Raw genomic sequence first — 23086 nt, 5'->3', positions numbered from 1 at the left:
AAACAGTCTGCCAGAAAACCTGTATCTTTGGATAAAAGTTGTCCTTAATGACTGAATTTACAGAAAGATATATAAATCCATTTACCGATTACGGTTTTAAGAAACTGTTCGGGGAAGAACCGAACAAAGACCTGCTTCTTGACTTCTTAAACGTGCTCTTAAAAGAAGAACAAGGAGAAATAAAAAATTTAACGTACCTGAAAAGCGAACATTTAGGAAGCAGCGAATTAGATAGAAAAGCTATTTTCGACCTTTATTGTGAGAATGAAAGAGGCGAGAAGTTTATTGTGGAACTACAAAAAACCAAACAAAACTTCTTTAAAGACCGAACCGTTTATTATTCTACTTTCCCAATAAGAGAACAAGCTAAACGGGCCGACTGGAACTATGAATTAAAAGCGGTTTATACCATAGCCTTGCTGGACTTCGTTTTTGACGAAGATGAAAATGATCCGGCTAAATTCCGGTACGACATCAAGTTAACCGATACGGAAACCAAAGAAGTATTTTACGATAAGCTTACTTTTATTTACCTTGAAATGCCTAAATTCAACAAGACCGTTGAGGAACTGGACACCCGATTCGACAAGTGGTTGTATGTGATCCGTAACCTCAACCGTTTAAACAAAGTACCCGATAAGTTACGGGAACGTATTTTTGAGAAGCTCTTTGAAACAGCAGAAATAGCCCGGTTCACGCCGGAACAGGTTCGTTCTTATGAAGATAGTTTGAAATATTACCGGGACATGAAAAACTCACTGGATACGGCAAGGGAAGAAGGACTATTAGAGGGAATAGAAAAAGGAATAGAGAAAGGAATAGAGAAAGTTGCCCAAAACATGCTGAAAAAAGGGATTCCGTTTGAGGTAATTGCTGAAACTACGGGGTTGACAGAACAGCAGATAGAAACGTTGAAAAAGAAAAACGAGGGGTAACAACACCTAGGGTGCATTAAAAAAGCGCCCAGACCTGTTCGGCTAGGCATCATGTTAAATGAAATAAAAGTTTTATAGGCATGCTAGTTTGACTGCAAAAGATTGAGAAACAAAACCGAAAGAAATCAAACCTTATCTAAAGGATAAATTTTAAGGAAAGGAAGTTGGCTATTTTGGCTTATTTGCCGAGAACAAGCAAACAGAAGAAAGTGACATACATATTCCGGTCGGTTATTCTACCATTCCCGCACGAGGATTTTTCGCCTGAGAAAAATATCTAGAAAAATGTTTTTCACATAAAGATTGACTTAGTTACTAATCCAGCGTTGAGCAGCCTGGTAAAGTACATGGACTAAACATAAAAATTACATTTTATATCTGGTAGACCTTCAAACTTCTATGCTCCGCTTGCAGGAATACTTAGCAGAACATGAGGCTAATTCTTTCCAAGGAAATTACAGAACTCTGGATGCCGTAATTAAAAAATTTGAAGCAATAGGCCAAACGATTAAAAATTTGGCAGAAGAAGTAATAACCAGCTATCCAGACACTCCCTGGGAGGAAATGTGCAGATTAAGAAACAGAATCAGCCTTGCGTATTTTGGAGTTGATATTAAATCATTTGGCGCATTGCTATCAGTTACCTTTCTCATAATTTAGACCAGATAAACGAAATCCGCAAGATAGAAAAAGCCCTAATGCGCAATAAAAGTTAAAAAATTTAGGCAGTAGCTATGCCATTGCATGGTTAAGCGTGACAAAGCAAAAGTCAGCTAGATTATTATCTAACTACCATTCGGTAAATATTTATTATTTTTAAGCTTGATTTGCAAGCACCACCATGATATTAACCGATAAAGAAATACTAGCCGAAATGGCTAAAGGGAATATTCTCATTCAACCTTACGATCGTAATTGCCTCGGCACCAATTCCTACGATGTTCATTTAGGCAAGCACCTAGCTACCTATAAAGATGATATTATTGATGCCCGGAAACACAATGAAATCATTCATTTTGATATTCCGGAAACGGGTTATGTTTTGCAACCTCATACACTTTATCTAGGAGTTACTCAAGAATATACCGAATCGCACGCGCACGTACCTTTCTTGGAGGGAAAATCAAGTGTGGGCCGGTTAGGTATAGATATACACGCTACCGCCGGTAAAGGCGACGTAGGTTTCTGTAATACCTGGACCCTGGAAATTTCAGTTACCCAACCCGTACGGATTTACGCCGGCATGCCAATCGGGCAATTAATTTACTTCGAAGTTAAAGGCGATATTGAAAATTTTTACAATAAAAAATCCAACGCCAAGTATACTACCCGCACCGATTTACCCGTGGAGTCCATGATGTGGAAGAACAAATTTTAAAAAGGCAAAAACCAGATTTTATAGTTTAGAAGCAGCTTTTCTTTCTAATGAAGCTGCTTTTTTCTTTTTCTCTTTTTTAAAACACCTGCTGCCTAGTTGATACCGGCTTCATTTCGTTTTGCTTCAGCCCTAAAACTTATTACTTTGTTTATCAACATCCCGGCTTAATTTTCGTTTAGTAATAACAGAAGGACACTACTCAAAGCAATTGAGTGTTCTTGTTTCTAACCCGAAAATTTTTAAGTTTAACTATTGTAGCTATGAAAAAATTTTGGATGATGACCTTTCTACTTTGGGCTTCCGTTTTTGGAGTTCAAGCGCAAAGGCAAGATAAAACAGAAACAATTAAAGAACGGGCCGACCGGCTTTCGGACCAAATGATCCGGGAATTGCGTCTGAATAACTTCCAGGCGAAGCGGTTACGGGAAATAAACCAGGAAAAAGTGAGTAAGATGGTGGAGATTGAACAAAAATACGCGAACAATCCCAGCTTAGCAGAAAAGAACTGCCAGGGAGTTTGTCGGGAACGCGACAAAGAATTAGAAAACTTCTTGAGTTTAGACCAATACGGTCAATATTACGGTAACCGGTCAGAATTTTATAAATACGATAAAGATTTTGCGAAAAGCCTGGGTTTGTCTAAATCGAAAAAGACAAGTAATCCTTTAAGCAAATCAATTGGGAATAATTCTACCAACACCACAGCATCGGACCCGGTTTTAAGACCAGCAATTAATCGGTAAAATTAAATAAGTAGTCATTGGTTACTAGTTGTTCGTTGTTAGAATAGAAAAACACTACTTTAACTAAAAATAAAAGCCCCACTGAAAAGCGGGGCTTTTATTTTTAGCTTAAGCATTTGGTTGATTTTTTTGCTCGTCGTCCACGTGCTTCATTAGTTCTTCGCACAAATTTTTCATTTTTTGTGCCATGGCGTTATCGTTGGTAGCGCGTTGTAAACTTTCGGCCATAGCGCCAATCGTATCTATGTAAAAATATTTCATCTCCTCTACGGGCATATCTTTCGTCCAAAGGTCAATTTTCATGGTACCGGCTTCGTTGCGATCCCAGAGAGCAATATTGATAGCTTTGGCAAAATGAATAGTATCTCCGGCATCCGTTGCCCGCCACGAAATAGCTTCCGGAACGTGTTGATCATCCAGGGCAATACTAAAATATATTTCTGATTTTTTCATGGATCTGGTGGTAATTAAAATATCTTAGAAGTAAGTATTGGTCTTTTAATAGAATTTTCCGGGCAAAGGTAAGGCTTCAACCGGTTTTTGTAAATTGTTCCCGAAAAATATTCCCGTTATTTAACAGCTTACATTTGCTTAAATCATAAATAACAAAAAAGGGAAGTGATTAACTTCCCTTCCTATTTTATTAAAAATTTTAATTGCTATTGTCGGTACTTAATCTTTCCGTACTACTTCAACCTAAAACTAAAAACTAATTAAACGTAGTTATTTAACATTACCGGCATTACCAACATTAATATATTTTCGTTATCGTCGTTATTGGTTGGCATGAGCAAACCGGCCCGGTTGGGAGTAGAAAGTTCTAAGTTTACTTCGTCGGAATCAATATTGTTGAGCATCTCCAGCAAGAACTTAGCATTAAAGCCAATTTCCATGTCTTCCCCTTCGTATTGGCAAGCCAAACGCTCGTTGGCTTCGTTGGAGAAATCTAAGTCTTCGGCGGAAATCTGCAGTTCACTGCCCGCTAATTTTAAACGTACCTGGTGCGTGGTTTTATTCGAGTAAATGGAAATTCGTTTAACCGAACTTAATAAATCATACCGGTCAATATTCAGCTTATTCGGGTTTTTCATCGGAATTACGTTTTCGTAATCCGGATAACGTTCATCAATTAAGCGACAAACCAACCGTATATTGTCGAAACTAAAGGAGGCATTGGAACTATTAAATTCTACCCGCACCGAAGTAGGTTCGGCGGGTAAAGTAGATTTAAGCAAAGTAAAAGCCTTCCGGGGAATAATAATAGAAGCCGAATCGCCGGGAGCAACATCGTTCCGGCGGTAGCGCAGTAAACGGTGTCCATCGGTAGCCACAAAAGTTATATTGCTATCGGTAAGCTGCACAAAGATACCCGTCATAGCCGGGCGAAGTTCGTCGGTGCTTACCGCAAAAATAGTTTTATTGATGGCGCGGGCTAATACATTAGAAGGCACCTCGATGGAACTTTGGCTTTTTACGGCCGGCACTTTCGGAAAATCAGTAGCGTTTTCGCCGGAAAGCTTGTATCGTCCGTTGGCCGAGCTTAATTCAATGGTGTACGTTTCTTCGTCGAGGGTGAAAGTAACGGGTTGATCGGGTAAATTTTTAAGGGTTTCGAGCAATATTCGGGCAGGAGCAGCAATCCGGCCATTTTCTTTAGCTTCTACGTGTAACTCCGTAATCATGGAAGTTTCTAAATCAGAAGCGGTAATTGTTAACGTACCATCCTGAATCTCAAAGAGAAAATTTTCTAAAATTGGGACTACCGGGTTATTGGCTACTACCCCGTTTATGCTCTGTAGCTGTTTTAATAAAGCGGAAGACGATACAATAAATTTCATTACTTTTTGGCTGAAGTGGTGAAACAAAGTTAGAAATAATTAGAGTTTTTCCTACCGCAAAAGCAGGATTGTGGAAATCTTTTGTAGCGTTTTCCTTCTTCTGCAAACCTTAGTTTCTTCCCGAAGAAGCTTTCCGGCGGCTAGTATTTTTACTATTTACTTGGCTTTAAACTGCTTCATTAGCCGGAAGGAAGGAAAGCTTAATCACAGGCGGGCGTACTTGCGCTGACGGCGGTAATATTTACCAATGCCAAAAAACACCAGTAAAATTAATGGCCCTACTAAATTAAGAATTTGCCAGCGCTGACGTTCTTCTTTTATCCGAATTCGGTCGAGCGGCCGCAAAGTAATTTGTTTAGAACGAACATTAATTAATCCGGATTCATCAAGCAGGTATTCTACTGCGTTCATCACCAAATCCTTATTGGCAAAGCGGGTACGCATAAACCGATCGTAACCCAATTCGTAGGGTTGGTTGTTTTTCGGGTTCACTTCGTTCCGGATTAAATCACCATCAGAAAAAACAATTATTGTAGTGGGTTTACCGGTAGTAACCCCGGGTGAAGTATTGGCCGGCAAACCAGCTGGCAAAGGCCGATTAGTGAATAAAGAGGGAAAATTACCTTCGAGTAAATACCCGACTGCTTGCGGTCCCTTGTTATACAAAGATGGTTTTATGTTAACCCGCGCTTCGTTTAAACTAACAGTTATTGGCGGGGCTAAAATTTTAGTGTAACGCGAGGTAAATAGTAAGGGCGTTTTCCGGATACTTTTTACCCGTACACTATCCATCGTACTCAAGAATTTTCCATAAACGGCATCCAAATTTCGGGTAAGTGGATGCTGACTAAAAGTATTAATTAGCGGAAAGTAGCGCCAGTTCATTAATTGGGTTTGGGGTTGGTTCCCGTATCGCCCGGTTACTACCGGAATTTGCCCTGAATTTATATCCTGCACTAAATTGGCATTTACCCGCACCCCGTACTTAAACAATAAATCATCGAGGTTCAGGTTGTAAGGCAAAGCAAAATAGCCTTGCGGCCGGATACTATCCAATGCAACGTTAATAGCATCTAGAAAAAAGAGTGCTTTACCGCCCTGCATGATAAATTGGTCTAATTTATACTTTTCTACTTCCCTGAAAGGTCGTACCGGGCGGGCTACTATTAGAGCGCTTAACGATTGCAGACTGGGTACTTTATTTAAATCTACCCGGTAAACATCGTAATATTTTTGCAGCGAAGTGATAAAATCAGCAGCTTCCAGGTTGTTAAGTTCGCCATGGCCATCTACCAGACCAATGCGTTTCCGGTTAGTACTGGCTAGTTTCCGAATAGCCGAAGCTAGTTCAAATTCTAACCCTTCAATGGATTGATTTAACCGCTCATCCGGCGAAGCCGCCTGATTGCCTTTCAGCAGCATAACGGGTTCCTCTTTTCCGGCCGCCGTTACAATGGCTCCCGGAAAAACCAGCTTTTCTACTTTCTTGTCCCCTTCCATGGCAAACAAATTAGTTGGTTGAATACCCTTTAAAGCCAGGTTGGTATACAGCTGATTTCGTTTTTTTAAGTCGGTACCCGCACTTGGGTCAATGAAGGAGTAAGAAAAATTAGAGGAATAAATCCGTAATTCTTCTAAAGTTTCACGAACGGCCGCTTGCAAGCGTTTAAAACCCGTTGGAAATTCCCCCGCTAAGTAGACATCTACGTGTACCGGTTGGGGCAAATTCTGCAATAATCGGCGGGTAGCCGGCGCCATGGTATAGCGTTTATCTTCGGTTAAATCATAGCGATAAAAATAAAATCCCGATAAAAAATTTAGAAGAATAATCAATCCGGTTAATACCAGATATTGGGTAATATCCCGGCTTTTCCGAGTTTTGGTAGCAGAGTTATTTTGTTCCGTTACCATTTTCGGCTCTCCATAATTAATTTTGTAGCCAGTAGAAACAAGGCGGCAACGCTCACAAAATAAAGCACATCACGGGAGTCAATTAAACCTTTGCTCAAGGCATTGTAGTGAAAAGATATCCCTAACTGACTAATAAGGTAAGAAGTAGTGCCCCACATATCAATGGCCGCCAAGGAGTCAAACCCCGCGTAAACCAAAAAACAGAAAAAAACAGCCACAATAAAAGCTACGATTTGATTTTCGGTTAAGGCCGAAGCAAAAACGCCGATAGCGGTAAAAATGCCCGCTAAAAAAATCATTCCCAAGTACGAACCCGCCACCGCTGCCGAATCAATGTTACCGGCCGGATTGCCTAACGTATGCACCGAATAATAATAAATTAAAGTGGGCAACAAAGCTAAAACTGCCAAACCAAGGCAAGCCAGAAATTTGCCTAAAATTATATCCAGGTCGGTGATAGGTTTCGTAAGCAGCAATTCGATGGTACCCGATTTCTTTTCTTCGGCGAAAGTACGCATGGTTATGGCCGGAATTAAAAACAGAAACATCCAAGGAGCAATATTAAAGAGAGTGGACATATCAGCATAGCCGTAATCCAGCACGCTGCTATCCGGAAATACCCACATAAAAAGGCCTGTTGCCAGCAGGAAAACCCCAATGACCATGTAGGCAATCATAGAATTTAAAAAGGAATTTATTTCTTTACGCAGAACGGCGAACATGGCTTTTTTAATTATGAATTAGAAATTATTAGTCTACACTTTTACCCACAAATGCTTATTTTCTAATTTTTAATTCATAAATTCTAATTTTCATCATCTAATTTATTTAGTTAACGATTGAAATATCTTTTCGAGCGATTGTTCTTCCTGGCGAAGACCGATTAAGCTCCATTTGTGCTCGGCGGCTAAGGCAAAAACAGCCGAACGGACATCCGCTTTTTTAGGGGATTTTAAGCGGTAAGTAAAGTTAACCATTTGCTCTACTTCCTGGATGCCTGGTATCTGTTGTAAAAAACTAACTTCAATGGGACTCTCAAATTCGGCTATCGTTATTATCTCTTCTTGATTCAGATTATTCAAGCGGGAGACTGCACTATCGGCCACTACTTTACCTTTATTTATGATAACGACCCGGTCGCAAATGGCTGAAACTTCCTGCATAATGTGGGTCGAAAACAAGACCGTTTTTTCCTGGCCCACTTTTTTAATCAAGGCTCTTATCTCGGTTATTTGATTGGGGTCCAGACCAGTAGTAGGTTCATCTAAAATTAAAACTTGAGGATCGTGCAGGAGCGCTTGAGCTAACCCTACCCTTTGCCGGTATCCTTTGGATAGCGAACCAATTTTCTTGTGGCGCTCAACAGTAAGCCCACACAAAGCAATCATTTGTTGCACCCGGTTATTTAATTCCCCCCGTTTTAACCCATAGAGTTGCCCAATAAAAACCAGGTATTCCGACACGTACATATCCAGGTAAAGCGGATTATGTTCCGGTAAATAGCCCACATGCCGGCGCACTTCCAAAGGCGCTTCTTGCACATCGAAACCATTAATGGTAATGGTACCCGAACTGGGCGGTAAATAACCAGTCGCAATTTTCATGGTAGTGGATTTACCCGCTCCGTTGGGGCCTAAAAATCCCAACACCTGACCCGGACTAACTGTAAATGAAATATTATCTACAGCTCGCTGAGCGCCAAACAACTTAGTCAAATTCTTTACTTCAACCGACATACACCCAAATTTTCATCATTCTAAAAACTTGATTTAGTTATTACTTAATTTCTCATCTACGGTTGCTTTAAAAGCCCGCTCAAATTTATAATTCAGAATACTTTAAGTAGGTTTTAAATTAATTTCTCCTGTTTTAAATACTTATACAGGAACGATTAATAAGCAAAAATCATATAAGTAACCTTAATTACTAGTATGCTTTTACACTTTGCTTTGAAGGTAAAATAACCAAGCTATCCTAATGACCCAACAAAATAGATTTTAGAATTCATATTGTTAAGGAAGTAAATATAAAAAGTAGGTAGCTCTTTCTCCAAATTTGGCGAAGCACAGAGTACTATTTGATCAATAAAAATTCATTTTAAAATTTTCATTTAAACCACACATCGAAGTAAGTATCAATAAATTGAGTTTTCATACTTAAATATTAAATTTAAAACAATTATGACTCTATGTCGCCTAATTGCGGCCGGATTAGCAGCTCTTCTACTACCGCCGAATCCGATAACTGATACGCAGCAAAAACAGCGTTAGCAACATCACTGGGGCGGATAAACCGGGAGGGTGGCAGATCTACCCCTTCCCAGCTAGCGGTTAAAGTAGCCCCGGGCAAAACGGCCGTTACTTTTACATTATGTTCTTTTAGTTCTTCTCGCAATACTTTGGTCATGCCGTATAAGGCAAATTTAGAAATGCAATAAGAACCTCCGTTAGTATAAGGCGTAATACTGGCCGTGGAGCACATATTAAAAATATGCCCACTGCGCCGTTTAATCATTTCACCTACCAGCGATTTTGTAACAAAATAGGCGCTGAAAAGGTTAGTTTCTATCATGTGGCGCAGAACGGTATCGGGCTCTTCGTGAATTTTGCCCGGCAAAAATACCCCGGTATTATTTACCAGTACATCTATTTTCACTTTAAGAGAATGCACGTAGTCCAGAAAGTTTTGTAGCGCCAATGAATCGCTGAGATCGGCAGCCCGGTAAAACACCTTACTGAAGGTATATTTTTGCTGCAGGTCTAATTTTAATTTTTTTAATTCAGTTTCCTTGCGCGAACAAGTAATAATATGAAAGCCTTCGGCAGCAAATCGCTCAATAATTGCCCGGCCAATACCTTTGGTGCCGCCAGTAACCAATATATATTTTTGCATAGGTGTACGATAGTTTTATAAATTTCCACGTAATATAGTCAATTGTAAATCGCTTTGGCAGTTTTAACTAACTGCATACACTTAAAACCTCACTATGAGAACCTTTGGTAATTTTTTACTTTTTATAGGCAGTCTTTTTTCCCGGGGCGAAGCATTCCGGATTTTATTTAACCGTACAATCGACGAGGCCATATTAATCGGCATTAACTCTATTGTTATTGTCGCCATTGTTTCAACTTTTATTGGCGCCGTAACCTGCGTGCAGGTAGCTTACAACCTAACCAATGCCCTCATTCCGCGCTCCACCATTGGGTTTATGGTGCGGGAAATGACCATTCTGGAATTAGCCCCCACCATTACCTCTATTGTGTTAGCCGGAAAAGTAGGCTCTAATATAGCGGGGGGTTTGGGCACCATGAAAATTACGGACCAGGTGGATGCGTTAGAAGTAATGGGTATAAATGCGGCTTCGTATCTGGTTTTACCTAAAATTATTGCTTCGCTTATCATGTTTCCCTTGCTCGTTATTGTCGCCATGACGTTATCCATTGGGGGAGGTTACATTGCTGGTACGGCCACGGGCGCTTTAACGGCCACCGAGTACATTGAAGGGATTCGGGATGCGTTTGTGCCGTATAACATTGTATTTTCATTAATAAAATCGGTAGTATTTGCCTTTCTGATTGCTTCTATTTCTTCTTATGAAGGTTACTATACCAAAGGGGGAGCCTTAGAAGTAGGCGCCTCCAGTACCAAGGCGGTAACTAAAAGCATTATTGCGGTATTAATCGCCGATTTTGTGCTGGCTAAACTGTTGCTGTAAGTTGCAAGTTATTAGTTAGAAAGTTGAAAGGTTGAAAAGTTTGAAGGTTAAATATAAAAAAGTTGAAAAGGTACTACTACGTTTTACGTAATTACGCAGCGTAGTACGCTTGCAATCATGAATTACACAACTACTCATACACACATTCACTCATTCACTCATTCAATAATAGAATCAGTGGACTATGGACTAAAAACATGATCGAAGTACATAATATTCATAAATCCTTTAATGGTACGAAAGTATTAAATGGCATTACCGGCGTTTTTGAGGCAGGTAAAACTAATTTATTACTGGGCGCGAGTGGTACCGGTAAAAGTGTGTTGTTGCAATGCATTGTGGGCTTAATAAAACCGGATATTGGCAGTATAACGTACGATGGCAAAGTATTTACCAATAATAAATTGGATCTGCGGCAGGAAATAAGACGTAAAATTGGTATGCTATTCCAGGGAGGAGCATTATTTGACTCTATGACGGTAGAAGAAAACGTAGAATTTCCGCTGCGGATGCAAAGCTCCATGACCAAAGAAGAACGGCGCGATCGGGTGAATTTTTGTTTAAAACGGGTAGGTCTGGAAAATGCGGGTAAAAAAATGCCCTCCGAAATTAGCGGGGGGATGAAAAAACGCGTGGGCATTGCGCGGGCTATTGCCCCTAACGCCAAATATCTTTTCTGCGACGAACCTAACTCCGGTTTAGACCCCTTGACCTCGATTAAAATCGACGAACTGATTTACGAAATAACCAAAGAATTTGACATTACCACCGTAGTAGTAACCCACGACATGAACTCGGTAATGGAAATTGGAGATCATATCATGTACATGTATAAAGGCAATAAAGTTTGGGAAGGCACCAAAGACGATATCATGAATACCAATATTAAAGAACTAAACGAATTTATTTTTGCCAGCAGCTTAATGCGCGCGGCCAAGAAAGTGGACGAAGAGTTAGGCGATATTCAGAATATTTAAACCATACTGCTTAAGCATATTGCATTAACTTTCTTTATTAATACTCAGAATGTTAAAGCTACCTATTTCATTTTTTAAATTAATCTGATTACTTATTTCTGGATAACCAAGGTAGTAATGGAGCGAGGTGGTAAAGTAATAGCTTGACTTATTTTGCCGGCAGGATAAGGTTTTAAATTATCTGCGGCAGCGGCGGTAGTAACGTAGCGTTTATAAACAGCACCTGAAGAATAATTTTTTACATTTAACTGCAGATTACGTGCCTCCATTTCGTAGTTAATGGCCACCACTACCAGCTTACCAGTAGCATCCGCGAAAGAGGAAACCATAACTTTTTGAGCGGCGGCTACCGGCGATAAATTATCGTTGCGCGTAATAACTAAGCGGTGCATCCCCGGCCGGATAAATAAACTATAATGCCCCAAAGCCCACAAATTTTTAGTCGCATAAAATTCTCCGTCCGTATAGTTGGCATTGGGCTGCAAGGCAATCAGGTAATAGCGCGTATCGAAATCGGGTTTGCCCGGTTCAAAAGCGTTCCAGAATTGCCAAGCCGCCGCGTTAGCCACCGTTACATCCTGGTGAATAATTTTAGCCAGAAACAGGCCGCAATCCATCCCACTCCGACGGCCTTTCATTCCTTCCCGGAAACCATCGGCTAGCATCGAGTATTCCGATTGCCAGAATTGTACCCCGTACTTACTTACTGTATCTGCCAACTGCGCCCGAATTGCTACCGTGGCACTGTCGCCTTCATCGGTAAAATAACTATGGCCTACTACTAATTTGGGTAGGTGTTTCAAGGTACTAAGATTTAAAGAACTATTCTTCCCGAAAAACTGCTGCACCTGGCGCGAAGAATGGGTAGTATCGCGGTACAGAAAAGTAAGTTTAGCCGCTTCGGGTAAAATAATTTGGCTGGTTAGTTTTTTCTTCTCCAAAGCATTATCCAGACTCTTAACCACTTGCGCAATTTCGTCGTTTCGCCAGGGGCTTCCCTCCTGCTTGGCTTCGCCGAATTTGCCGGTCCAGTCCCACTGCGGCTCGTTTACCGGACTGATGTAATTAAAGCGCAGTCCTTCTTTTTCGTAGTGCTGGAGAACTTCCGTCAGAAAATTAGTATACGCCTCGTATTGATCGGGCTTTAAGTTGGAACGGTAATCTTTCTCGGTTTTATAACCCAGATTGTTTTTCGTCATTTGAACCGGAGGGGTGTTGGAGAAAGCAATTAATTTTTCAACTCCGTAGTTTTTTGCTTTTTTCAAGAACCAGGTATAGCCGGCTTGCTTGCTCCAATCATAGGTGCCATCCGAATTCAGGAAACTTTCGACCCGCCGGTTTACCTCTTTAATGCCGCTATTATCTCCTTGTTCGGTAGTACCGCCCCCAATATTAAACCGCCAAGCCGACAAGCCAATACCCTTCGGATTTCCTTTTTCATCCCGCTCCTGGCTGAAAAGCAATTCGGCTATCCGTTCTTTTTTCTGCGTCGGCCAAAATTTTCCGATCCCTTCCGCGTACCAGCAACCCGCCGCCCCAAAATTATCGATGGTTTGTGCTTGCTTTTTAGTGTCAATGGTAATGATTAGAGGCTTTAGATTGGACTGTTGGGCTAGACTTATTTCGGAGCAGATAACAAGTAAGAATATGGCTAAATTAAATTTTCGGGCACTTAAATTCATAAGGTTTATAAATTCAAATAGGTGTAAATGTTAAATAAATTTTTAATGAATGGAGCAAGGAAATAACTTACTTTAACCTTAAGTCATTTTTAATATTTTTTTGAAATTAATCTATCAACCCAATTAGAGTTAATATATTTTAGAGTAAAATTTATTTCTTCAACTAATCTTAAATTATTAGCCCAAGAATTTTTAGCATCTATTAGTATTCTCTGAGTAATAGGATAATATTTTGAATAAAATCTTAATTCGTAAACAATTGCTAATTGCCTATCCAACATTGGAGTAGTATTATTTTAGTCTCCACCAATAAATTCATCTATCAATTTATGATAATATTCAAATTTTTTATCTTGACGAGCGTCAATGTAGCTTTTTAATGAATTAATTAAAGGTATAATTATGGCGAAAAAAGAACCTATTGACGTTAAAATTATAAGTAGTTCCTTAATTGAAAGAAAACACTCGTAAAGGCATTCATACATTTCGTTATTTTTTAAAGCATTAAATAAAATTTTAATAAATGGAAAATTTATTTAACAACGTAGGTCTTTCTTAATTAAAAAAGCCAATCGTACGATTGGCTTTTTTAATTAAGACTTAAATTCTTCTAATCTCTACAAATTCTTTTTCTTTAATTTATCCACTGCATGATTAGCAGCTCTAGCCGTGATAGCCATAAAAGTAAGCGAAGGATTTTGGGTAGAATTGGAAGTCATGCAGGCGCCATCGGTAACAAACACGTTCTGGCAGGCATGCAACTGGTTCCACTTATTTAACAACGAAGTTTTCGGGTCTTTGCCCATGCGTACGCCGCCCATTTCGTGAATATCCAAGCCGGGGGCTTTATCGGGACGATCGTTGGTTTTAATGTTGGTGAATCCAGCTACGGTCAGCATTTCCGTCATTTGCTGATGGAAGTCCGCAATCATTTTTTCGTCGTTATCGTCGTATGCCACCGAAACTTTAAGCTGCGGAATACCCCAGGCATCTTTTAAATCCGAATCCAAGGTTACGTAATTCGTTTCTTTCGGTATGGTTTCGCCCATCATGTGGGAGCTTACGTGCCAGTTACCGTATTTCTTTTGCGTTAAATTCGCTTTTAAAGATTCTCCAAATCCGGATCGATCGGTGTCCAGCATCCGGCTGGAGCCAAAACCCGCCGCATAGCCCCGTAAAAAATCCGTTTCTTGCTTAAACACGTTCCGGAAACGGGGAATGTAACTGCTATTGGGCCGGTTACCTTCGGTAATAGTATCTAAAAAGCCTTCGTACTCCGCTGAAATAGTGGTCCGGAAATTATGAAAAGCAATGTATTTACCCAACAAACCATTATCGTTACCCAAACCATTCGGGAAGCGGTTGGATGTGGAATTAAGCAAAATTAAGTTGGTGTTTAAAGTGGAGGCATTCACAAAAATAATTTTGGCGTAGTATTCCGTCATTTCTTTCGTATGGGCATCTATCACCCGTACACCCGTAGCTTTGTTTTTCTTCTCGTCGAATATAATGGAATGCACCACCGAATCAGGCCGAAGCGTCATTTTACCGGTTTTCTGGGCCCAGGGCAGCGTAGAAGAATTACTGCTAAAATAACCCCCGTACGGACAACCCCGCTGGCACAAAGTCCGGTTCTGGCACTGTCCCCTTCCTTGCTGCGTATGAATAGGCTGAGGTTGGGTAAGGTGAGCACAACGACCAATAATTACAGGTCGGGTATTATTATAATGCTTCGCCATTTGCTGGGTAAAATGCTTTTCCACGCACGATTGCTCATGCGGCGGCAAAAACTCGCCGTCCGGCAATTGCGGCAATCCATCTTTATTCCCGGAAATACCGGCAAATTTTTCGACGTAGCTGTACCAGGGGGCAATATCGGCATAGTTAATCGGCCATTCCACGGCAAAACCATCCCGGGCCGGACCATCAAAATCGTACTGCGACCAGCGCTGGGTACCCCGGGCCCACATTAAAGATTTACCACCCACCTGGTAACCCCGAATCCAATCGAAAGGCTTTTCCTGCACGTAGGGATGTTCGTTGTCTTTAATAAAAAAATGAGCGGCATCTTCGTTAAAGGCGTAACACCGGCTGGCAATAGGGTTGGCATCGCGCAGTTCTTTCGGAATTTGGCCTAAGTGCGGAAACTCCCACGGGTTTTTAAAAGTAGTAGGATAATCTTTGATGTGTTGTACATCCCGACCACGCTCCAAAACTAAAGTACGTAAACCACGACCGGTTAATTCTTTCGCCGACCAACCGCCGCTAATGCCGGAACCCACTACAATCGCGTCGAAAGTGCGGTCTTTAATGGAATCTATGTTAAAGAATGCCATGAAGTAAAGAAAATTCAGAGATAAATATAAAATTTTGAAAAATATAAGCCGGGTAAGCGCTAAGTTTAAATTGGAACACAGCCGTGGTAAAAGCCCGGCGCAATGTTGTAGTGGTTAATATTAACCAGCACGTATTCCGAATTCAGGTAACCGCGCATGGTCAAGTTCTTAACCATATCCACAAATTGCTTACCTGCCGGGTCATCTGAAGTCTGAAGATGGGTAAGTAACTCCATCCGTTGCGCCGTATCGCAGGAAACAAAAGGTTTATTATAGGCAATATTGGCTAGCTGATCCGTTTTAAGGAGACCTTGTTCCAAAAGAGTTTGGGCCTCTTCCCCGAAACAATCCTGAATCATGCGCAGAACAAACTGGTGAACTTTCAGTGACTTGGCTCCTGGCGTTTGGGTTTCCGGAATAATAGTTTCGGTAATTTCAGCTAACAAATTTTCATCCGGGATGGGTAAACTGTTTACCTGGCCAATGGATTCGGGGGTCCAGGCCGAAACCCAGGCCGGTAAACTCACCATTCCGGCCACCGCCAAACTTAAATTTTTTATTGCGGAGCGACGTTTCATATAAATTTAAAAACTAAATAAAAAAGGTCTGTCTCCAATCCTTACCAACAAAGTAAGGTATTGGATTTTAATGCCTTAATTTAAGAAATAAAACGGAAAACGGAACTTTATTAAAAATATTTCCGGCAGAAGAGCTATTTCCCTTCACTATCGCTCTACTCTTTTATCGGAAAATTTAAGTTAGTCCAAACCAGAAGTAGTACTAGTGAATGGCTCAGGCTTATATTTCAAAACACTATTTTTTTACCTTAACGCTATTACCTGGCCCGTCCGGACGGATTCATCGCAGGCAAAGGCAATCCGTAAACTGTTCACCGCATCGGCTACATGGTCGGTTAAATCGATATCTTCCCGGATGGCTTGCAGAAAATACAGTTGCTCGCGGTTACACAATTCCTGGTGGTCAGGTTCATCTTCCATGCTAATCCAGGCATCTTCCAGCTTTAGTTCTTCTTTTTCGTTTAAATCTGCCCGGTGATACCGAAGCCATTCGGTTTTGGTGTGGGCTTCCACTGAATCCGATTTCCCGGTTCCACCCGCGTCTTTAGCCACAATAGATACGGCACCTTTCGGGCCGATTACGTCCTTTACAAAAAAAGCCGTTTCACTAATCATCGGTCCCCAACCGGCTTCGTACCAACCGACTGATCCATCTTCGAAACGAATTTGTAATTGCCCATAATTGTAATTACCAACCGGAATATCTTCGGTTAATCGGGCGCCAATAGCGCTCACCTGTATGGGCCGGGAACGCGTCATCTGGCACATGACATCAATATAATGCACGCCGCAATCCACAATCGGGCTTAAACTTTTCATTAAATTCCGGTGAACGGCCCAGGCCGCGCCGTGGCTTTGCTGATTTAAATTCATCCGCATTACCAAAGGTTTTCCCAATTCGCGGGTTAACCGGACAAACTCAATCCAGGAGGGATGGTGGCGCAAAATATAACCGACTACTAATTTCTTATTTGCTTTTTGAGCCGCGGCAGCTACTCGTTCCGCTCCTTCCACCGAATCCGCAATGGGCTTTTCCAGAAACACGTGGCAGCCTTTTGCCAGCGCTTTCAACGCAAAGCTTTCGTGCGTATCCGGATAGGTAGAAATGCAAACGGCATCGGGCTGAGTCTGCTTGAGCGCTTCATCCAGATCGGAGAATAAGGGGTAGCTGCCGCCTATTTTCTGATTTAAAACTTCTTTACTTTTCCCGGTAGAAACAATACCACAAATTTGAAATCCATCCACCGTGTGATAGGCGAAGGCATGAGAAGTTCCCATATTTCCGCAACCCACCACCAGCACCCGCAAAAGCTTTGTATTTTCAGACATATATTATTTTGTTAAACCGCAAAAAATTAAGATAACTGGTTGAACGACCAAAATTTTCCAGCAGGTTTTTGTAAAAAATTAACCATAAAAGTTTCCTGAGTTGTAATTTCTTGTGCTAATCAGGCAAACACTCCAAGATAAAATTCCGCTCACCACTCTATAGGTTACCATAGATTAAAAAGAAAACGGGCTAATCTATAAACTCTCAATGATTGATAAATTGAAGCCCGTTGCTGCCGGAGCTAACGACTTCTTCTAATCTTTTAATTTCGTCTGGCAAGCCACCAGATTTCAGTTTACGAGAGTTGAAAGTGAAATATTTTATCTTGTCATTACTAATCTTTGAACTACTTAACCAGAAAGGCATCCATGGCTTTGGTGGGCTTACCATCATCTCCCCAGGCACTTAGCGGATACTTGCTCCAGCTCCTGGCCCCTTGGGGTTCCCAGTAGATTACTCCTAACCCTTTGCCTCTGGTAACCGCTTTTACTTTTTGCTGAACGGCCACCAGCATGTCGTACGTATTTTGCGGTTTGGTATCTTCGCCGCCTACCTCTACTACCATTACTTCTTTGCCGTAGCGGTTAATCATATCATTCATATTCTTGCCTAAGTCATCAATGGAAAGCTTAAAATCCGGGTTTCCGGGTAACCAGTAAGGATAATAGGATAGGCCTATCACATCGTATTTGGCGCCGTTGGCGGTGGCATTATCGAACCAAGTCCGGAACCGTTGATTGTTATTGCCCTGATCCAGATGAAGAATAACTTTAGCGCTTGGATTAACTGCTTTGATGGCATCATACCCTTTATTAATGAGTTGGGCCAATTGCGGCCAGTTAGCCACGCTTCCTTCCGGATAGATCATGCCGCCCGGCGTTTCGTTTCCTACCTGTACCCACTCCGGGGTTACGCCGGCTTTTTTCAGAGCGCTCATTACCTCATAGGTATAGTCGTAAACATCTTTTAGTAGTTGCGGAAAAGCATGTCCTTCCCAAGCGGCGGGCTTTTTTTGTTTTCCGGGATCGGCCCAGGTGTCGCTATAGTGAAAATTAATCATGACGCGCATGCCCGACTTTTGGGCGCGAACGGCCATTGCCACCGTTTCGTCTTTGCCGTTATGGCCGCTTACCGGGTCATTGGAGGGGTTCACCCAAGTCCGCAGGCGAATGGTATTAATACCATGGTCCTTTAATATTTGGAAACAATCCTGTTCTTGGCCTTTATCATCGTAGAACTTGTAGCCGGTTGCTTCCATCTGTTGTAACCAACCAATATCGGCTCCTTTGGCAAACTCTTTAGACTTCGGACCTGGTTCCGCCACACTGCACCCGGAAGAAACAGTTATCCAGAAGAGCCACAGAAAAATTAAAATTCCGGTTCTAGTCACTTTTTTATTTTTCATCGAATTTAAAATTACTAGGCAATGCTTTCGTGCGGGATAAAATTTTAAAATCTCCTTGCAAATCAACCTGTTCACCCCATATCCGGCAAAGAGCATTATAGATAGTTAGGAAAATTACCTAACCAATTGTTTATACATTCAGTAATTTTTTCTTTTTACCCGGTAACAATATACCGATTAGCTGGATTTACTAAGGGTAAATAAACTCATTCCGTTGAATAAAAAATCTCCATTGAACAGAAAAGAATAATCGAATCATGAAATTAGCCTATGAATTCAGTGTTTGTTTAAGTGAAAGTGGTAAAGCTCCAGCAGTTATTTATAATCCTAATTTTATACCTCAAGAATATCTAATAATGTTTGAACAAATAATAAATCTTACTGAAAGTGAAATGATTGCAGTTATTCAAAACCTAGAACACAAAAATATAATCCGGTTTCAAAAAGATCAGGACCAATGCAAAATCTATTCTTTTGTATAATTAGCAATTAACACCTACCTAGCTTTAATATGTAAGGTTATATGGCCATTCTTCGGGATGGCTTTTGTATTATTGTACTCTTTAGCCCTTAAACATTGAGCCGCCTTTTTTGTTAGCCTAGTTTTAATAATATAAAATAAAGAAATCATGAATGAAGCAGATAAAGTAGCCGCCTCCCAGCGCGTAGTAGAACTTTCCACGCAGCGTAATTTAACCGATGAGGAGCAGATTGAACTAACGGAATTACGAAACCAACTAGCCACGCCAACAGTCGTGCAAAATCCAGAAGATGATTTTATTAATCCTTTAGTCACCAATAGCGATGAATAAACAAAGTAATAAAGTTTTCTTTAAATGCTCCTAATGCTAATAAAAACCCGCAACCGTAAGCGGGTTTTTGCTATTTTAGTTTTTGGATGTTTTCCAACTACGGGGTATTTCTTTCCTATTGTCGGTTACAGTAATTTTTAAATTATTATTTGTTTAGTATTCTAATATACTAAAAGTTAAAAATACATGCCGAAACTTTCTTATAAACTACAAATTAAACTATTTTTCTTAGATAGATTTTTTCTATCCTAGTTGTTATAATATCTTCCACTTTATCTCACCGTTATTTAGTCTAGTAGCAGGTGGTCGAAAGGAGTATAAAAATGCGTTGTGGAGTAATAGTTAATTAATTTTTTACTTTATAAGATAAAGATGTATTTTGTTGGTCGAATCCAACCTTGAGGCGCTAACATGAAAGCTTTTATCCATAACTACCCGGAGCCCCCTTCCTTTTTAAGTGATAGAATAGAATTTCGCGGTAATGTTTATGATGATGCCGGACACTTGCATAAAACAGACGAGCTCATCGCCACCATTACCCACAATTATGGAAACTGGCATTGGCACGTTTTTATACCCAATAACCAACCTGGTTCGGTAAACAAAGGCGAATGCCCTACCTACCAGGAAGCATATGACCATGTAAATGCCTATGTTGGCCAGGGATAACAACAGTGTTCCTGTTTCCTTTCCCTAAATAAGAGGAAACTGGAAACATCATTATCTCTTTGTAGCCAGAAAAATGCCTTAGAATTCTATTTTGGATCTAAAGCTAATGGTATAATTTAAATAAACTTACGTTAACTACATGAAGAAAACCGGCTTCTTGTCATAACGATTAAATAAGAAACAAAAAGCAGGAAACAATCAATTTGAAGTAATGAGTGTGTAAATAAAAAAGCCACTTACAAGTTTTATCTTATAAGTGACTCATCTTCAAGTGATCCCGTTTGGATTCGAACCAAAGACCTACTGCTTAGAAGGCAGTTGCTCTATCCAGCTGAGCTACGAGACCAACATTAAAAAGAAGCAGTAAAACACCGCCGCTTTTTGAAAGTGCAAAGAAAAGAAAATATAAAGAACACCGCAAATTTTGACTGGCATTTATTAAGGCTTGTCTTTGGAGCCAGCCCTCTTTATTTTCTAGCAGCTATAAACCGGTAAGTTTAGAAAACTGGCTACAAGCCCAACGATTTCAGAAATGCTTCCTGGTTCGGTTCCCGGCCCAGAAACTCTTTTACCAGTTCGTATTCGTCGCGGCTCGAACCATTGGCTAAAATAATATTCCGGTACCGTAAACCCGTTTTCTGGTCCATCACCCCGTTTTTGGCAAACACCGAGAACATATCTTCCGCAAATACTTTGCTCCACATATACCCGTAATAGCCCGCCCCGTAGCCAGTTAAGTGACCAAAGGCGGCTTGCATGTGGGTACCTTCCAGGTAGGGGTAAGGCATAGTTTTATTCTGTACTTCTTTGAGTGCATCGGTCGTGGATTGGGTACCTTCCGGGTTAAATTTATCGTGCAAGGTCATATCTAAGGTGCCGTAAAAAATTTGAGCCGAAGCCGCCAGGCCGGAGCCAACGTTGCGGGAATCTACCATTTTTTGGTGCAAAGCCGGGGGCAATACTTTACCGGTTTTATAATGTTTAGCAAATAATTTTAAGGCATTGTAGTCCCATACCCAATTTTCGAATATCTGCGAAGGAGCTTCCACAAAATCCCGTTTTACGGAAGTACCGGATTGCCCGGCCAGCTCGGCGGTGGTGAGCATATTGTGCAGCACATGGCCGAACTCATGAAAGAATGTTTCTACTTGCCGGTGCGTGAGCAAAGCCGGTTTGTCGGCGGTGGGAGCATTAAAGTTACAGATTAAAGCAGCCGTGGGCAACCGGTAACCAGCCGCGTATTTTTTTCCTTTCCGGATGGGGAAACAGGCTGCGTGCGTATATTTATTATCCCGCGGAAATAAATCGAGGTAAAAACGGCCGATGGTAGCCCCATCCTGTTTTACTTCAAACAAACGCACATCGGGGTGCCACACCGAGGCATCTTTTACTTCTTCGTATTTCACCCCGAATAAATGCTCCGTTGTTTGAAACAAGCCACTCAATACATTATCCAGCGAAAAGTATTCTTTTAATTTTTCCTGGTCAAGCTGGTATTTTTGCACCATGAGCTGGTTGCTGTAAAAAGAGGCATCCCAAATGTTGACCGTAGCCGGAGCCGATTCTTTCAGGTAAGCTTGTTTAACTGCCAGTAGTTCGTTCAGGTCGCTCTGCGTTTTTTGCTTTACTTTTCCGGCGAGATTGGTTTCCAACTCCCAAACGGCCGCCGGATTTTTGGCCATGCGGCTGGCAGTTTGGTAGGCCGCATAAGTCGGGAAACCTAACAAATGGGCTTTTTTCTGGCGTTCCACTAATAATTGTTGCAGCACCGCTACATTTTTATCGGCGGCGCGGTTGTTGTATTTCATATACAATTGCTTACGCACTGGTTCCGAAATAGCGTATTTCATGAAAGTTGTGTAAGAAGGTCCATCCAGGCCAATCCGGTACAAGTCTTTTTCTTTTTTCAAACTTTTCACGAAATCTTCCGGCAAACCTTTTAATTCAGCTTCCGGGAGCCATAAGTAATCCTGGTAGGCGGCAATATTTTTACTAAAAGTTAAGCTAAGCTCCGATATTTTATCGTTAATTTTCTGCAGTTCCTGACGTTTTTCCGGAGTAAGCGCAAAGCCATCCCGCTCGTAATTTTCTATTAAATCTTTCAGGTAAAGCCGGTGAGCACCTTGTAACTTTTTGCCTTTTTTGGATGTAGAAAAATCTTTGACCGCCAAGTACAGCTTTTCGTCGAGGCTCAGTTGGTTATCATATTTGTCCAAGACTTCTAAACTTCTTAAGGCTTGGTTGCGGACCGCTGAATCGGAACTGGCATTGGCGAGTATATTAATGCCCATGGCCACCGAACCTAACTGGTCCGATAAGTTATCGTAAGCCAATAGCGTATTTTGGAAAGTGTGTTTCCCTTTTTTAATCGCGTAAATTGCTTCTAAAGCCGTTTTCGTGTTCACAATGGCCTGGTCGGTTGCTTCTTTTATGTGGGCAGCCGTAACAACTTTAAAGTTAATTGGTTGGTTAAAAGAAACTTGTAAGGGATTAGTCGATGGCGCCGGACCTGCTAACGCCAAATTACTAACCTGCTGACTTATTAGCCAGGCAAGCACTATCATCCAGCGCATAGAAAAATTTAATTTTATTTGCATCAATCGGTTCATGGAGAAAAAATAAGAAGGTAGAATAGGTAAAAAGATACCCTTAACAAACACTTTTTTAGTAAGAGAAATTTAAGAAATTAAGCGGGAAAATTACTTTTCGTCTAGTAAAATTCAACACATAAAATAAAAAGCTGAAATTAATATAAGCGGGATAGCTTTCCGGTAGAT

At 41.0% G+C, this 23086-nt stretch carries 21 protein-coding genes and 1 tRNA gene; 9 read left to right on the top strand and 13 right to left on the bottom strand.

The window, feature by feature from the left end; all coding sequences use genetic code 11:
* Window positions 1-47 precede the first annotated feature (47 nt).
* The 4 genes from AHMF7605_RS02290 to AHMF7605_RS02275 all read left to right on the top strand — a co-directional run bounded on the left by AHMF7605_RS02290 (window position 48) and on the right by AHMF7605_RS02275 (window position 3056).
* Window positions 48-935 carry an Rpn family recombination-promoting nuclease/putative transposase gene (locus AHMF7605_RS02290; RefSeq protein ID WP_106926054.1) on the top strand — a complete coding sequence of 296 codons (888 nt, stop codon included), beginning with the start codon at window positions 48-50 and terminating at the stop codon, window positions 933-935.
* Between the two features lie 399 nt (window positions 936-1334).
* Window positions 1335-1595: a HepT-like ribonuclease domain-containing protein gene (locus AHMF7605_RS02285; protein ID WP_106926052.1), complete on the top strand. Its 261-nt coding sequence runs from the start codon at window positions 1335-1337 to the stop codon at window positions 1593-1595.
* A 181-nt stretch (window positions 1596-1776) separates the two neighbouring features.
* On the top strand, window positions 1777-2313 hold the full coding sequence (gene dcd, locus AHMF7605_RS02280) for a dCTP deaminase (protein WP_106926050.1): 537 nt from the start codon (window positions 1777-1779) through the stop codon (window positions 2311-2313).
* Between the two features lie 260 nt (window positions 2314-2573).
* Window positions 2574-3056 (top strand): DUF4890 domain-containing protein, encoded by a 483-nt coding sequence (locus AHMF7605_RS02275; RefSeq protein WP_106926048.1) that lies wholly within the window; start codon window positions 2574-2576, stop codon window positions 3054-3056.
* Between the two features lie 108 nt (window positions 3057-3164).
* On the opposite strand, the gene gldC is transcribed toward AHMF7605_RS02275, so the two are convergent.
* The 6 genes from gldC to AHMF7605_RS02245 all read right to left on the bottom strand — a co-directional run bounded on the left by gldC (window position 3165) and on the right by AHMF7605_RS02245 (window position 9697).
* Complete coding sequence (gene gldC / locus AHMF7605_RS02270; protein ID WP_106926046.1) at window positions 3165-3509, bottom strand: gliding motility protein GldC; 345 nt, start codon at window positions 3507-3509, stop codon at window positions 3165-3167.
* 260 nt (window positions 3510-3769) lie between these two features.
* Window positions 3770-4894: a DNA polymerase III subunit beta gene (gene dnaN, locus AHMF7605_RS02265; RefSeq protein WP_106926044.1), complete on the bottom strand. Its 1125-nt coding sequence runs from the start codon at window positions 4892-4894 to the stop codon at window positions 3770-3772.
* Between the two features lie 204 nt (window positions 4895-5098).
* The gene (gene gldG, locus AHMF7605_RS02260; protein ID WP_106926042.1) at window positions 5099-6805 is read right to left on the bottom strand and encodes a gliding motility-associated ABC transporter substrate-binding protein GldG; all 1707 of its coding nucleotides are present in this window, start codon (window positions 6803-6805) and stop codon (window positions 5099-5101) included.
* Complete coding sequence (gene gldF, locus AHMF7605_RS02255) at window positions 6799-7527, bottom strand: gliding motility-associated ABC transporter permease subunit GldF (protein ID WP_106926040.1); 729 nt, start codon at window positions 7525-7527, stop codon at window positions 6799-6801. The genes gldG and gldF overlap by 7 nt, the downstream gene beginning before the upstream one ends.
* Before the next feature lie 102 nt (window positions 7528-7629).
* Window positions 7630-8541: a gliding motility-associated ABC transporter ATP-binding subunit GldA gene (gene gldA, locus AHMF7605_RS02250; protein WP_106926038.1), complete on the bottom strand. Its 912-nt coding sequence runs from the start codon at window positions 8539-8541 to the stop codon at window positions 7630-7632.
* Window positions 8542-8983: 442 nt separating this feature from the next.
* The gene (locus AHMF7605_RS02245; protein WP_106926036.1) at window positions 8984-9697 is read right to left on the bottom strand and encodes an SDR family oxidoreductase; all 714 of its coding nucleotides are present in this window, start codon (window positions 9695-9697) and stop codon (window positions 8984-8986) included.
* Window positions 9698-9791: 94 nt separating this feature from the next.
* Between AHMF7605_RS02245 and AHMF7605_RS02240 the strand changes: the two genes are divergently transcribed.
* Window positions 9792-10520 carry an MlaE family ABC transporter permease gene (locus AHMF7605_RS02240; RefSeq protein ID WP_106926034.1) on the top strand — a complete coding sequence of 243 codons (729 nt, stop codon included), beginning with the start codon at window positions 9792-9794 and terminating at the stop codon, window positions 10518-10520.
* A 197-nt stretch (window positions 10521-10717) separates the two neighbouring features.
* Entirely contained in the window at window positions 10718-11497 is a 780-nt protein-coding gene (locus tag AHMF7605_RS02235) for an ABC transporter ATP-binding protein (protein WP_106926032.1), read from the top strand.
* 92 nt (window positions 11498-11589) lie between these two features.
* Here AHMF7605_RS02235 and AHMF7605_RS02230 read toward each other — a convergent pair whose 3' ends face one another.
* The 5 genes from AHMF7605_RS02230 to AHMF7605_RS02205 all read right to left on the bottom strand — a co-directional run bounded on the left by AHMF7605_RS02230 (window position 11590) and on the right by AHMF7605_RS02205 (window position 18828).
* Window positions 11590-13179 (bottom strand): glycoside hydrolase, encoded by a 1590-nt coding sequence (locus AHMF7605_RS02230; RefSeq protein WP_106926030.1) that lies wholly within the window; start codon window positions 13177-13179, stop codon window positions 11590-11592.
* Window positions 13180-13796: 617 nt separating this feature from the next.
* Window positions 13797-15515 (bottom strand): GMC oxidoreductase, encoded by a 1719-nt coding sequence (locus AHMF7605_RS02220; RefSeq protein ID WP_106926026.1) that lies wholly within the window; start codon window positions 15513-15515, stop codon window positions 13797-13799.
* Between the two features lie 65 nt (window positions 15516-15580).
* Window positions 15581-16093, bottom strand: coding sequence for a gluconate 2-dehydrogenase subunit 3 family protein (locus AHMF7605_RS02215; RefSeq protein ID WP_106926024.1), 513 nt, complete (start codon window positions 16091-16093; stop codon window positions 15581-15583).
* A gap of 243 nt (window positions 16094-16336) precedes the next feature.
* On the bottom strand, window positions 16337-17422 hold the full coding sequence (locus AHMF7605_RS02210) for a Gfo/Idh/MocA family protein (protein WP_106926022.1): 1086 nt from the start codon (window positions 17420-17422) through the stop codon (window positions 16337-16339).
* Window positions 17423-17769: 347 nt separating this feature from the next.
* Window positions 17770-18828 (bottom strand): glycoside hydrolase family 53 protein, encoded by a 1059-nt coding sequence (locus tag AHMF7605_RS02205; RefSeq protein ID WP_106926020.1) that lies wholly within the window; start codon window positions 18826-18828, stop codon window positions 17770-17772.
* A 257-nt stretch (window positions 18829-19085) separates the two neighbouring features.
* Here AHMF7605_RS02205 and AHMF7605_RS02200 point away from each other — a divergent pair, with 257 nt between their 5' ends.
* The 3 genes from AHMF7605_RS02200 to AHMF7605_RS02190 all read left to right on the top strand — a co-directional run bounded on the left by AHMF7605_RS02200 (window position 19086) and on the right by AHMF7605_RS02190 (window position 20309).
* Complete coding sequence (locus AHMF7605_RS02200; protein ID WP_106926018.1) at window positions 19086-19310, top strand: hypothetical protein; 225 nt, start codon at window positions 19086-19088, stop codon at window positions 19308-19310.
* A gap of 147 nt (window positions 19311-19457) precedes the next feature.
* Entirely contained in the window at window positions 19458-19640 is a 183-nt protein-coding gene (locus AHMF7605_RS02195; protein ID WP_106926016.1) for a hypothetical protein, read from the top strand.
* A 411-nt stretch (window positions 19641-20051) separates the two neighbouring features.
* A complete protein-coding gene (locus AHMF7605_RS02190; RefSeq protein WP_106926015.1) occupies window positions 20052-20309 on the top strand; it encodes a hypothetical protein in 258 nt (85 codons plus the stop codon).
* 272 nt (window positions 20310-20581) lie between these two features.
* Here the strand turns inward: AHMF7605_RS02190 and AHMF7605_RS02185 are convergent.
* Both AHMF7605_RS02185 and AHMF7605_RS02180 read right to left on the bottom strand, forming a co-directional pair.
* Window positions 20582-20655, bottom strand: a tRNA-Arg gene (locus AHMF7605_RS02185).
* Window positions 20656-20818: 163 nt separating this feature from the next.
* The gene (locus tag AHMF7605_RS02180) at window positions 20819-22918 is read right to left on the bottom strand and encodes a M3 family metallopeptidase (protein ID WP_146153494.1); all 2100 of its coding nucleotides are present in this window, start codon (window positions 22916-22918) and stop codon (window positions 20819-20821) included.
* Between the last annotated feature and the right edge of the window lie 168 nt (window positions 22919-23086).

The sequence above is a fragment of the Adhaeribacter arboris genome (assembly GCF_003023845.1).
GTDB lineage: Bacteria > Bacteroidota > Bacteroidia > Cytophagales > Hymenobacteraceae > Adhaeribacter > Adhaeribacter arboris.
Note: the sequence above shows the minus strand (reverse complement) of the source record. Positions and strands in the feature narration are given on the sequence as shown.